Here is a 13,058-nt window from a genome sequence, read left to right on the forward strand (position 1 = left end):
AAATAGCAGAAGCAAATTCTAATTATTCAATCTATTTGATTTGGTTATAGTCATGCGCACAGACCTGAATCTATTGCGAGTCCTACTGGCTATTCATGATTGCGGCAACGTCACCATTGCCGCTAAACGCCTGGGCATCAGCCAGCCCGCTGCCAGCGCCGCGTTATCACGCTTGCGCCACTCTCTCGGCGATCCTCTGTTTGTGCGTAGCGGCACAACCATGGAGCCCACTCCGCGAGCCCGCAGCATCGTCGAGCGTACCCGCGAAGTCATCACCACCATTGACCAGGAAATCCTCCCCAGCCCCACCTTCGACCCCGCTCGTAGCACTGAAGAATTCACTTTTTGCCTTAGCGAAATCGGTGAAGTGGTGTTTCTCCCCGCGCTCTTCGATCGCCTCCGCACAGAAGCTCCCAACGCCAGAATCCGCTGCCTGAGCCTCGCCCCCAAAGACCTGCTCGAAGCCCTCCGTGAAGGTAAAGTCGACTCGGTGCTTGGATACTTTCCTGACCTCGATGCTCCCAATATCTACCAGCAACGCCTGTTCTCACATGACCTCGTCTGCCTCATTCGAAGCGATCACCGAATTACCGATACACAACTTTCCATTGAAGACTTCTGCAGCCTCGAACATCTACAAGTACGAGACGGCAGCCGCAGTCAGGAAATGTACGAAGCCCATTTGGCGAACAAAGGGATTGAACGGAATATTGTGCTGCAGATGTCCCACTACATGAGTATCACGGCGATTATCGAGCGTTCGGACTTGGTGGTGGTGTTGCCACGGACCGTGGCGAATTTATATGTCAGGCATTCGGCGGTCAGGCTAATTGAAGCACCGGTGGAGATACCACCCTATAGCCTTAAACACCATTGGCATGCCAGATACCAGAAAGATCCACGGCATCTTTGGTTAAGGAGACAGGTTTGGGAGATGTTCGGCGACCGAGAGAGTCCTCATTTCGAACTCAGGAAGCCTTGAGATGCAGCAGCAGCTTTTTCTAACTGCTCATCGCGACGGCGTGCCCGTCGATCCCGGTTTGATTTCGCTTCTGAAGTCTGCACCTTGGCGATACGCGCTGGCACCTTGGTGAGAGTAGTTTCGGTGTCATCGTATATTGGCAGATCGATCTCGGCCAAACGCGCAAAAACGCCCCGGAGAATTCAATGGCGATCTCCGTTTGGAACCCCGGAACGGAGGCGACGTACAGGGAAATAGTTATGACAGCCTCGTGTCGTGACTGAAGGGAAACGTGGGCCGATTCTCACCATGCGCAACCCTCCCGAGACGTGTCTTTATCCGTTCAGCTGCCGTACACCTTCGCCGCCGGAACGGCCTGTGCTATCAGTTGTGCAACCGCATCTCCCATTTCGCCGACCGCCCAACGGCCGTTTCGGTCCAGCTCCGGACCTCGGCGCCAACCGTCGGCAATCGACAACTTACCGCCCTCGACTTCAAACATCTGCCCAGTGACTTCATGGGAAGCCTCGGAGCCGAGCCAGACCACCAGCGGTGCGACGTTTTCCGGGGCAAAGTAATCAAAACCCTCTTCGGGCTTTTTCATTGTGTCGGCGAACACCTGCTCGGTCATGCCGGTACGCGCGGCTGGGGCCAAAGCATTGACAGTGACCCCATAGCGACCCAGTTCAGCAGCCTGAACCAGCGTCAGCGAGGCAATGCCGGCCTTGGCTGCCGCATAATTGGACTGGCCGATGGAGCCCTGCAATCCGGCACCGGAGCTGGTGTTGATGATCCGCGCGCTCACGGTGACGCCGTCCTTGGCCTGTTCGCGCCAGTAGCGCGCGGCGTGGCTGGCAATGCAGAAATGGCCTTTGAGGTGCACGGCCACTACGGCATCCCAGTCGGCTTCGGTGAGGCTGGCGAACATGCGGTCGCGGCAGATGCCGGCGTTGTTGACCACCACATGCAAGCCACCGAAGGATTCAATCGCCTGACGCACGATCAACGCCGCCTCCTCGTAGCAAGTGATATCGTTGCTATTGGCTACGGCGCTTCCACCCTGCACGAGAATTTCGCAGACCACGGCCAGCGCCGCTTCACGATTGATATCGTTAACGACCACTTTGGCGCCCTCGGCAGCGAAAGCCTGCGCGTAGGCGCGGCCCAATCCACCACCGGCACCGGTGATGATCACGACGCGGTTCTCACAGATTTTCATGTTCCTGCTCCCTTCGAAATGCATCGCTTACAAGCGTTCGATAATCGTCACGTTGGCCTGACCACCGCCTTCGCACATGGTTTGCAAACCGAAGCGTCCCCCGCAGCGTTCCAGTTCATGCAGCAGGCTGCACATCAACCGGGTGCCGGTGGCACCCAGCGGATGGCCGAGGGCAATCGCCCCGCCGTTGACGTTGGTCTGTTCGTGGGGATAACCCGTCTCCTTGAGCCAGGCCATGACCACCGACGCGAAGGCTTCGTTGATCTCCACCCGGTCGATGTCTTCCATCTTCATCCCGGCTCGCTTGAGTGCATAAGCGGTGGCAGGAATGGGTGCGGTTAGCATCCAGATCGGGTCTTCGGCGCGCACGCTGAGGTGGTGGATACGCGCGCGCGGTGTCAGCCCGTAGCGCTTGAGTGCCGCTTCAGAAACAATCAGCATCGCGCTGGCCGCATCGCAGGTCTGGCTAGACACTGCTGCGGTCACTCGGTCGCAGCCAAACAGAACGTCCAGTTCGGCCATTTTCGCCAGGCTGGTCAGGCGCGGCGTTTCGTCGTGCACGACTCCGGCCAGTGGCACAATTTCCCGGTTAAACCGCCCCTGCTCGATGGCCCGCAATGCCCGCTGATGGGACTCCAGTGAATAGGCTTCCAGTTGTTCGCGGGACAGCCCCCACTTCTCGGCAATCATCTGCGCCGAACGGAACTGAGTCGGCGGTTGTGCGCCATAGCGCCGGACCCAACCTTCGGAGCCGCTGAACGGATCACTGAAGCCCAGCGGTTCGGCAGCGATCATGGCTGAGGAAATAGGAATCTGGGTCATGGTTTGCACGCCGCCGGCGACGACCACATCCTGGGTGCCGCTCATCACCGCTTGGGCGGCAAAGTGCACAGCTTGCTGGGACGAACCGCACTGGCGATCGATGGTGGTGCCGGGTACCGCCTGGGACAGGCCGGCGGCCAGCCAACTGGTGCGGGCAATGTCCCCGGCCAGCGGACCGATGGTGTCGACACAGCCGAAGATCACGTCGTCGTAATCGTCATCGGGGATGTCGTTGCGCTCGACCAGCGTACGCAAGACGTGGGCGCCCAGATCGGCTGCGTGAATCTGGCTCAAACCACCCTTGCGTCGCCCGGTGGGTGTACGCAGGGCGTCGACAATATAGGCTTCAGGCATGGTGTACCTCGGGTAAATGTTTACGTCAGGCACAGTCGCCGTCAGAAAGTTTTGCCAGCACCCAGTGCTGGATTGCCGTCGAACAAAGCCGCGCGGATCCGCCCTTTGTGATGACCACGATCACCCCAGACCTTGTCCAGCGCCCAGGCGCGCTTCATGAACAAGTGCAGGTCGACTTCCCAGGTGTAACCCATGGCGCCGTGAGCCTGAATGGTGTTTTTCGCGGCGAGCATGGCTGCTTCCGAAGTTGCTAACTTGGCATGGGACACCAGCACTTCCTGCCCCGGTTGCTGCTCGGCCAGTGCATAGGCGGCGCGATACAGCGGCCCTTTGGCGAATTCGATCTGCACCGCGACATTGGCCATCAGATGCTTGACCGCCTGGAACGAACCCACCGGTTTGCCGAACTGTTTGCGTTCAAAGGTGTAATCCACCGCGAGGTCGACCATGCGTTTGGCCAGCCCCAGCATTTGCGCGGCACAGCCCAGCGCGCCACGATTAAACGCAGCGGCCCACAAGCGCCGGCCCTGTTCGCCAGCGGCCACGCAGGTGGAGGGTGTTGGCGTCCAGTCGATCTGAAATAGCTGACGACTGGGATCGACTGACACATTGCGGGTCAGGCCCACCGCGCTAGGTTCGACCGCATGCACCTCATCGCCATGAGCCAGCAACAGCAAATCGGCGACATGAGCATCGCTGACCAGCGGATTACCCGGTTCGGCAATCGCCAGTCGCGCGCGGCCTTCTGCGACCCGCCCCAGCCAATGTTGTTTGAGTGCCACGTGGCGCTCATCAAGGGCGGCGAGCAACGGCACGCCAATCAGCATCGTGTCCACTAGCGGCTCAGGCAGACCGGCATAACCACATTCCTGAGCGAGCAGAATGAAGTCCAGCTCATTCATGCCCATCCCGTCTTGCTCTTCGGGAACGGTCAGCGCGGTCAGGCCCAACTCCACCAATTGCGCCCAGAGCTGATCGCTGCGCCCGCTGTCGCTGAGCCACAGTTCGCGAATGCGCTCCGGGGTGACCTCGTTGATCAGAAAACTTCTGACGTTGTCCTGGAACAGCAACTGGTCGCGGCTGAAACTAAAGTCCATGGTCTATTCCTCAGGCACGCGGCATGCCGAGCATGCGTTCGGCAATGATGTTGCGCTGGATCTCGTTGGTGCCGGCATAGATCGGCCCGGCCTGGGCAAACAAGAAACCTTCCAGCCAATGGCCGACGTCACCGGCAGCTGACGCATCGGGCAGCAGCTCGCCACGCAAGCCGAGAATACTCATGGCGGTGTCGTGCATGCGCTGATCGAGCTCTGACCAGAAGATTTTATTGGTCGAGGATTCCGGCCCGATTTTGCCGCCCTGCACCAGTTGCGAGGCGGTAATGTAGGTGCTCAAGGTGTAGGCCTCCGCGTCCAGCCAAGCACGCATCACGGCCTCGCCAATCGCCGGATCGCGGTCGGCCTGCTCCCGGTTGGCCTGGTACAACAGCACCAGGCGCCGGGCGGTTTCTTGAAAACGCGCGGGCGAGCGCAGCAGCAAGCCGCGTTCGAAACCGGCGGTGGACATCGCCACATGCCAGCCCATGCCCTCGCCCCCCAAGGCGTTTCCCACCGGCACCTTGACGTCGTCAAAGAAGATTTCGGCAAACCCTGGCAAACCATTGAGTTGTGGAATCGGCCGTACGGTTATCCCAGGACTGTCGAGTGGCAACAGGATAAAGGTCAAACCTTGATGACGTTGAGAGTGCGGGTCGGTGCGAAAAATACCGAAGACCCAATCGGCCCACACGGCGCGGGTTGACCAAGTTTTCTGGCCGTTAATCACGTAGTGGTCGCCGACCCGTTCGGCCTTGGAGCGGATCGCCGCCATGTCTGAACCGGCGCCAGGCTCGGACCAAGCCTGGGCCCAAATGTCTTCACCCGTGGCCATGCGCGGCAGAAAGCGGGCTTTCTGCGCCTCGCTGCCATATTCCATCAAGGTCGGGCCGAGCAGGAAGATGCCGTTCTGGTTGACCCGTGCCGGGGCGCCTGACCGATAGTATTCCTCTTCGAAAATAAGCCACTCGATCAGATCGCAACCGCGCCCGCCGAGTTTAGTCGGCCAGGTCACCATGCCCCAACGTCCGTCGTTGAGCCGGGCTTCCCAGGCGCGGTGCTCGGCAAAGCCTTGCTCGGTGTCGAACGATTGCAGCGGTTCGCGGGGTACATTGGCCGCCAGCCAGGTCCGCGCCTCGGCGCGAAAGGCCTGCTGGGCCGGGGTGTATGTCAGGTCCATGAGAGTGCCTTCAGCCGTTGAAGTGGGCATCGCGCTTCTCGACGAACGAGTCGCGTGCTTCTTGTGAGTCCAGTGAGCGATAGGCCTCAAGCGTGAAGCCCTGCTCCCAGCGATATTTGTCTTCTAGATTGCCGTCTTCGATACCGCTCAGCGCTTCTTTGGCGAGGCTGATCATGGCCGGGCTCTTAGCGGCGATGGTGCGGGCGATCTGCAGCGCGGCCTCACGCAAGTCCTCGCGCTTGACCACACGCTCTACCGCACCCAGGCGCCAGGCCTCGGCGGCATCGATCATCTCGCCGGTGAAGTACATATGGCGGACCTTCTGTACCGGGAACAACCGCTGCAAATGCGCGCCGCCGCCCATGGCACCCCGATCTACCTCGGGAACGCCGAAGCTCGCGCACTCGGAGGCCACCAGAATGTCGGCCGCGCCGCAGATTCCGATGCCGCCGCCGAGGACGAAGCCGTGTACGGCAACGATCACCGGTTTCGGGTTGCGGTGGATCGCCTTGAAGCTGTCGTAGTTGCCTTTGTTCACCGCCACGATGAGGTTGCCGTCGGCGGCCAGTTCCTTAATGTCGACCCCGGCGCAGAAGCCACGCCCTTCGGCGCGAATAACGATCACCCGCACGCTACTGTCGCGACCGAGGCCTTCGATCTCGCTGGCGATATCGGCCCATCCCTGGCAACTGAAGGCGTTGACCGGTGGCTGGTTGAACACCAGTTCGGCAATGCCGTTATCGATACTGACGCTAAATGGTTTCATGCCTTTCCCCTTCACGACACACGGCGGCACAGCACGTCCAGACTCGCTTCGGCGTCACGGACGATCTGCTCTATCAATTGGGCGCAGCTGGGCAAGCTGTCGATAGACGCGGCGATCTGGCCGGCGGGCAGTACACCTTCGGCGGGTAATCCATCGACCATGGCTTTCTGAATCACCATCGGCGCGTTGGCGGCCATGATGCTTTGAGCGGCCGTCAGCTCACCGCTGCCGCGCATTTTCAAAACACTGCCGAGCAGTTGCGTCAGGCTCATGCCACTGTGGCGGCGGTACGCCAGACCACTCTGGAATGCCAACAACAAGCGTTTGAGAGCACCACTCGCTTCAAGCTGGTTGAGCAATTCGTTGCGAATCATCCGTTGCGGCATACCGTCGATGGCGCGACTGATGATGATCGCCGCCGGGTCCTTGACCGCGAGGTAACGCGACAGGGTTGCCTGCGGTACCGGACTGTCGGCGCACATCAGAAAGCGCGTGCCCATGGCAATGCCTTCGGCACCGTAGGCCAGGGCCGAGACCAGACCTTTACCATCCTTGAAACCACCGGCGGCCACCACGGGCACCGAGACCGCGTTGACGACTTGATCGAGCAGTAACGAAGTCGGCACCGAGCCAGTATGCCCACCGCCCTCGCCGCCTTGTACGGTGACCGCATCGGCACCCATTTCCACGGCTTTTTGCGCGTGCTTCAGGGCACCGACCGTGGGGATGCACACCACACCGGCGTCCTTCAGACGACTGATCATTTGCTTGCCGGGCGAGCGGCTGTAGCTGACCGCCCTGACGTTGTGGCGCAGCACCAGCTCGACGATCTCTGCGGCGTTGGCCTGGTACATATGAAAATTGACCCCGAAAGGCTGATCGGTCAGACGCCGGGTTTCGAGGATCGCTGCCTCCATCCGCTGAGGCTCGATGGTCGCCCCGGCGAGAAAACCGAAGCCACCGGCATTGCCCGTGGCCGCCACCAGTTTCGGGTCGGCGACCCAGCCCATCGCGGTCTGGATGATCGGGTAGCGGCAACCGAGTAATTCGGTCAGACGGGTATTCAAAGAGATCGCCATGCTCACGCCCCGCCCGAGGTGCGTTGCGAACTGGCCATAGCCTTGGCGTCATATCCGCCGAGTCGATCACCCGACACCAGCTCATTGTGCGCATGGGCGAAGTGGTGCAGGCCGAATACCATGTCCATGGTCGCACGCTTGCCCATCAGGTCTTCGGCGTTGTTGACTGCCTGCTTGCTCAATTGCAGACCGAGGCGCGGCATCTGCGCAATGCGTCCGGCTATGTCGAGGGTTTGCTGTTCCAGCTCATCGCGGGCCACTACCCGGTTGAGCATGCCCATCTGGTAGGCGCGTGCCGCCGGCATACGCTCGCCGAGGAACAGAAATTCCTTGGCGATACGCGGGTTAAGTTCATGCACATGGGCGAAATACTCGACCCCGGGAATGCCCATTCGCACCACCGGATCCGCGAAGTAAGAATCCTCACTGGCGACGATCAGGTCGCACACCCAGGCCAGCATCAGCCCGCCCGCGATGCACGCCCCATGGACCATGGCGATGGTCGGCTTGGGCATTTCGCGCCAACGGCGGCACATGCCCAGATAGACTTCCTGCTCTCGGGCGTAGAGAAACTCGCCGCCCGGTTTGTTGGTGTGGTCGTACCACAGGCTGGCACGGTCGAAGGTCTGATCGACGTCGCGCCCCGGCGTGCCGATGTCATGCCCGGCGGAGAAATGCTTGCCGGCACCACGCAGCACGATGACTTTCACCTCATCGTCATCGCAGGCCCGGCGAAACGCCGCGTCCAGCGCGTAGGTCATCTGCGAGTTCTGCGCGTTGTGGTACTCGGGGCGATTCATGGTGACCAGGGCCACCGCGCCGCGCACCTCGTAAAGCACCACGTCGGCCTCTTTCTTGTCGTTATGCTCAGCCATCACTTTTCTCCGAAACGGGGGCGCTCAGCGTTGGCCTGGCGGGTTGTCTTTGAGCTGGCTGGCACGCAGGCTGTGCGGGTCCAGGCGCTGGATCAGCTGCAATTGCTCGACGGTCGGGGCAGCCGTGATCGGGCAGTCTTGCGGCACATGCAGGGCAAATCCGGTGTTGTCCTGAACTTCGGCCACCGTCACGCCGGGGTGCAGCGAGCGAATGCGCATTCGCCGGTGCGGGCCCAGGAAATCCAGCACGCAAAGATCGGTGATGATCAGGCGGATATCGATTTCGTCCAGCGACCAGCCGCGCGCCAGACGGGCCGGGTTGTAGCCGACCGAGGCGACCATATCTACCTCGCCTTCGACGAACACTCGACGGTTGTGGCTGGGCACGCAAAACGAGTTGGCGTGGCTGATCGAGTTGCCAGGAAAACCGCGCACACCGAGCATTTGCGCCTTGGGTTTGGCGTAATCACCAATGCACGAAATGTTCGCCTGGCCGAAACGGTCGATCTGGGTCGGGCCGACCAGCGCATGGCGCTTGCCGCCCCAGACGTTATCGAAAATCCGCGAAAAACCCATCCAGCTGTCGCGCTTGGGCTGGTAGCCGTTGCGCGCGCCGAGCGGCACCGGTTCGGCGACCATGTAGGCTTCAGAATCAGTCATCAATAGCAGCTGATTACTGCTGAGCATACTCAGCGAGGCGGCCAGGCGCGGGATCACGCCGATGCCGCTGGCCAGAACCTCGCCATCGTCGCGCCAGGCTTCGGAGGCGGCGCAGATCATCAATTCGGCGAGGCTGTAAGTCGTTGCAGAAGTGGTCATATCGAGGCTCGCTTAGAAAACCGGCAGAGGAAGCTGGCGGATGGCAGCCAAACCGCCGACCTTGTCCAGGTACTGTTCGTGGGTGCAATCGACGTAATCCTGGACATAGGCCTGCCAGCCATCGACGGCCTGGGCCGAAGCGTTGTAATCCTTGAAGTGCGCCACGTCGAAACCGTACAGCGGCGCGCAGGAAGACGGATGCGCGCCGCCCGGCACGTGGGCCACCGCGGTGGTCAGGTTGCGTTCCCAGAACACTTGATGCGCGTGCCCGGCATCGGCATGGAAATACTCGCTGTCCACCAGTTCATCGCAGGTCACGTAGCTGCGGGTTGCGGCACGTACGAACAGGTCGTCCATGTAGTGATCGGGGCCGCTGATCTGGCACACACCTCGCGCATCGGCACGGTCGACGTGGATCAGCGCCGCATCGAGTTTGAGCGCCGGCATCGCGACCCAGTCCTTGCCATCGGCATAGGGCGAGGTAATCAATTTGATCTGTGGGTTGTGCCGCAGCACATCGGTGCCCAGGCCTACCGCCGTAGGAATAAACGGCACATTCATCGCTGCGGCCCGCAGACCGAGCAGGAGCATGCCTTCGTCGATTTCCATCACCTCCAGCGCCGCCTCTTGGCGTGCCTTGCGGAAGTACGGTTCCAGTGGAATGAAATCCAGGGAAACAAAGGCGAACACCAGCTGCTTGATCTTGCCGGCCGCGCAGAGCATGCCGACATCAGCGCCGCCGTAGGCGACCACTGTGAGGTCCTTGAGGTCGGAGCGCAGAATCTCCCGCACCAACGCCATGGGTTTGCGCCGCGGCCCCCAGCCACCGATGCCGATAGTCATGCCGTCACGCAGTTGGCCGACCATCTCGGCCGTGGTCATTCGCTTGTCCATCGTCATCGTCCTCATTGGCGACCGACACTGAAGTCGTGGCCCCAGTGGCTGACCACGGTGCTTTCAAAAGGTGTGTGGCGATCCCAATCCACCACCAGGCCATCGCAGCCGTATTCCAAGTCAAACCCGGACGGCGTCTTGATGTAGAACGAGATCATCTGATCGTTTGTGTGCTGACCGAGGGTGGCGGACAACTTCACGTCGTTGGCATGTACCCGGTCCAGTGCTCGACCGACTTCGTCCAGCGCGTTGACCTCGACCATCATGTGCACGCAGCCGTGCGGCATCGGGCACTCGAAAATCGCCAGTGAATGATGTCGACCGTTATTGCAGTGCAGGAAGTGAATGCGTTTTTGCGGCTCGGCCGGGTCCGGGGTGAAGCGGACTTTCATCAGGTCGGACAAACCGAAACCGAGTACTTGCTCGTAAAAATCCCGGCAACGCTCGAAGCTCGGCGCTGGCAGTACCACGTGGCCCATGCCCAACTCGTTGGTGACAAAACCCTTGACCCCAACTGGCGAGACGAAGCGTGCGAAGTCTTGCAAAGGCCCCCAGAACAGTTCGTGGCGATTGCCATCCGGGTCGCTGAAGTGCACCAGTTCCTGGACTTTACGCAGCTCGGCTTCGGCCAAGGTGCCGCGAGTGACTTGCACGTAGGCCTGTTGTAGATCGAGGACTGCCTGTTCGAGAGCGGCTTTGCCCGTCACTTCCCAGCCGCAGGTACCGAAGCCGTTGTCGGCGCTTTTCTGCACCAGGATGCGGTAGTGGCGCTCGTCCATTTTCAGGTACAGGCATTCATCGTTATCGTTGCCGGCGACCATCATGCCCAGCACCTGGCTTGCGTACTGGCGCCATTGCGCCAGGTCGCTGGATAACAGGGTGACGTAACCCAGACCACGAATATCCATGGAAGCACTCCTCGTTTTTGTCAGGCCGAGCCGCCCTTCGCCGTTGGCCGAGGGTGACTTTATGTGGGGCTATTCAAGCGGTTTCGGGGAGAACCAACATCGTCCAATGGGACTAGCGGAAAGGATGGGTTGGGCAAATCGGCATAGGGGACGGCCTTGCCGTTCCCCTGCCACACCACCCGGCATGCGGGTCCGCACCGGGCGGTTCGAGAGATTGAGGTCAGGAGAGACGCGGCAATCCCAGGCGATCAAACCAAGCCAGATTCAGCACCCGATTCAACCCAAGACAGCTAGTACGCCACCAGCGGCGAGTGTTTCCCACTGCTCTTTGCGCATCATCCCTATTGGCGCCCAGCGCCTGCAGCTTTGTGAAAGCCGTCGTTCCGCGTTTCCATTGCTTCAGTTGAATAGCCCTTAGTCGGTGCCGTATCCATTCCTCCAGCAAACGCAGGATTTTCGGAGTTTGCGACAGACTGAAGTACGCTTTCCAACCCAGCAGATACCGGCGAAGGTCATCGACAACCCGCTGCATACTGCGACCGCAGTTCCGCCGGGTAAGCTGGCGGATTCGCTGCTTGAACTGCTTCTGTGCTTTGTATGAAACCGCGCGCCTGACTTCGCCTCTTCTGGACCAGAACTCGTAGCCCAGAAACTTGCGGCCAAACGCACTCGCCACTGCACTTTTGCTCTCGTTGACGCTCAAGTGCAGCTTTTCATATAGGCGCCGGAGTAATGCCATTACTCGCTCGCCTGCCTTTTGGCTGCGAACATAAACGTTCGCATCGTCGGCATAGCGCACGAAGCAATGCCCTCGGCGTTCAAGCTCACAATCCACTTCGTCCAGCAGGACGTTCGCCAATAAGGGCGATAGCGGGCCGCCTTGCGGCGCCCCGCAACGGCGCTTTTCAACCGCGCCATCCTTCATCGTTCCGGCGTCCAGATAAGCCCGGACCAGCCGGATAACCGGCTGCTCTGCAATCCGTTTGCTTAAACGATCAATCAGAATGTCGTGGTCGACTCGATCAAAGAACTTTTCAAGATCCACATCCACCACGATTTTCCGGCCCGAGGATACATAGTGCTGTGCCGCGAGAATCGCGCCATGAGCATTACGACCCGGACGGAAACCGTAGCTGTGTTCACTGAAGGTAGGATCAAGTAGAGGCTGCAAAACTTGCAGTAGTGCTTGCTGGATAAGACGGTCGGTGACCGTCGGGATACCCAACTCGCGTTCGCCGCCGTCGGGTTTGGGGATGACCACTCGGCGTACCGGGCTGGGCCGATACGCCCCTGACAACAATTGTTGGCGAATCCCAGCCCACTCTGTCAGCAAATGTTGAGCTGTCTGATCAATGTCCAGACCGTCGACACCCGCTGCACCTTTGTTGGCTTTGACTCGCTTCCACGCTTGTTGCAGGTTTTCTCTCGCAAAGGCGCATCGCAGCAACCCTTGCCCTGCGCTTTCGGTATCACCTTGCAGGCAACATGCCTCGTCGCTGACAGGGAGACTCACGGCTTCACCGCTCTTTCTCCGCATCCGCCCCGCGTTTGGCAGGCATCTGACTTCCGGTCGTGTCGCATCAAGGTGGCCTACAACGCTCTCTCTCGTTCGGCCCTTCGTCTAAAAAAAAAAGACTACTACGGCCTCTGCTGACTTCTCGCTCCGGCTTGCGCCGTCGCCCTTTCAAGCGCTAGGCGAGATCTCCCCAGGTAAGAACGCAATCCTTCACCGCACAACTGCCGAATCTACGTCGTCGGCCTTTTGACCACTAGAGCTTCGCGGTTATTCGCCCGCTCGCCCTGGCCGACTTCGCCTCATATTCGATTTTTGTACATCAGCTCGCGGCTTCGCTCCACGCTTCCTCCCCACACTCGGTCACCCTCATGCAGTTGCGCTTCACTTCGTTTGCTGTGGTCAACTTACGGTGGGACTTGCACCCACAAGATTGCGCCCATGCTGGGCGCACAAAAAGGCGGGCCCCAAAGGCCCGCTTGGCTGAAACAAAAAAATCTGTGGGGGCGGGCTTACTCGCGAAGGCGCTGAGTCAGTCAACATCAATGTCGAATGTGTTGGCGCCTTCGCGAGC

12 protein-coding genes are annotated in these 13,058 nt (G+C 60.2%); 1 reads left to right on the forward strand and 11 read right to left on the reverse strand.

What is annotated here, in order from left to right:
- Positions 1-52 precede the first annotated feature (52 nt).
- On the forward strand, positions 53-982 hold the full coding sequence (locus tag QU606_RS24540; RefSeq protein WP_304997655.1) for a LysR family transcriptional regulator: 930 nt from the start codon (positions 53-55) through the stop codon (positions 980-982).
- A 322-nt stretch (positions 983-1,304) separates the two neighbouring features.
- On the opposite strand, the gene QU606_RS24545 is transcribed toward QU606_RS24540, so the two are convergent.
- The 11 genes from QU606_RS24545 to ltrA form a co-directional block, all read right to left on the reverse strand.
- On the reverse strand, positions 1,305-2,180 hold the full coding sequence (locus QU606_RS24545; RefSeq protein ID WP_304997656.1) for an SDR family oxidoreductase: 876 nt from the start codon (positions 2,178-2,180) through the stop codon (positions 1,305-1,307).
- Positions 2,181-2,207: 27 nt separating this feature from the next.
- On the reverse strand, positions 2,208-3,356 hold the full coding sequence (locus tag QU606_RS24550; RefSeq protein WP_304997657.1) for an acetyl-CoA C-acetyltransferase: 1,149 nt from the start codon (positions 3,354-3,356) through the stop codon (positions 2,208-2,210).
- Between the two features lie 41 nt (positions 3,357-3,397).
- Positions 3,398-4,453, reverse strand: a complete 1,056-nt coding sequence (locus QU606_RS24555; RefSeq protein WP_304997658.1) for an acyl-CoA dehydrogenase family protein — start codon at positions 4,451-4,453, stop codon at positions 3,398-3,400.
- 10 nt (positions 4,454-4,463) lie between these two features.
- Positions 4,464-5,630, reverse strand: a complete 1,167-nt coding sequence (locus QU606_RS24560; protein WP_304997659.1) for an acyl-CoA dehydrogenase family protein — start codon at positions 5,628-5,630, stop codon at positions 4,464-4,466.
- A gap of 10 nt (positions 5,631-5,640) precedes the next feature.
- Positions 5,641-6,396, reverse strand: a complete 756-nt coding sequence (locus QU606_RS24565; protein ID WP_304997660.1) for an enoyl-CoA hydratase family protein — start codon at positions 6,394-6,396, stop codon at positions 5,641-5,643.
- An 11-nt stretch (positions 6,397-6,407) separates the two neighbouring features.
- Entirely contained in the window at positions 6,408-7,475 is a 1,068-nt protein-coding gene (locus QU606_RS24570; protein ID WP_304997661.1) for a nitronate monooxygenase family protein, read from the reverse strand.
- Between the two features lie 2 nt (positions 7,476-7,477).
- On the reverse strand, positions 7,478-8,350 hold the full coding sequence (locus tag QU606_RS24575) for an enoyl-CoA hydratase (protein WP_304997662.1): 873 nt from the start codon (positions 8,348-8,350) through the stop codon (positions 7,478-7,480).
- Between the two features lie 24 nt (positions 8,351-8,374).
- On the reverse strand, positions 8,375-9,169 hold the full coding sequence (locus QU606_RS24580; protein ID WP_304997663.1) for a CoA-transferase subunit beta: 795 nt from the start codon (positions 9,167-9,169) through the stop codon (positions 8,375-8,377).
- A gap of 12 nt (positions 9,170-9,181) precedes the next feature.
- Positions 9,182-10,063 carry a CoA transferase subunit A gene (locus QU606_RS24585; RefSeq protein ID WP_304997664.1) on the reverse strand — a complete coding sequence of 294 codons (882 nt, stop codon included), beginning with the start codon at positions 10,061-10,063 and terminating at the stop codon, positions 9,182-9,184.
- An 11-nt stretch (positions 10,064-10,074) separates the two neighbouring features.
- Positions 10,075-10,971, reverse strand: coding sequence for a VOC family protein (locus QU606_RS24590; protein ID WP_304997665.1), 897 nt, complete (start codon positions 10,969-10,971; stop codon positions 10,075-10,077).
- A gap of 220 nt (positions 10,972-11,191) precedes the next feature.
- Positions 11,192-12,508 carry a group II intron reverse transcriptase/maturase gene (gene ltrA / locus QU606_RS24595; protein ID WP_304997666.1) on the reverse strand — a complete coding sequence of 439 codons (1,317 nt, stop codon included), beginning with the start codon at positions 12,506-12,508 and terminating at the stop codon, positions 11,192-11,194.
- Between the last annotated feature and the right edge of the window lie 550 nt (positions 12,509-13,058).

The sequence above is a fragment of the Pseudomonas sp. OVF7 genome (assembly GCF_030644265.1).
In the GTDB taxonomy this organism is placed as follows: Bacteria; Pseudomonadota; Gammaproteobacteria; order Pseudomonadales; family Pseudomonadaceae; genus Aquipseudomonas; species Aquipseudomonas gorinensis.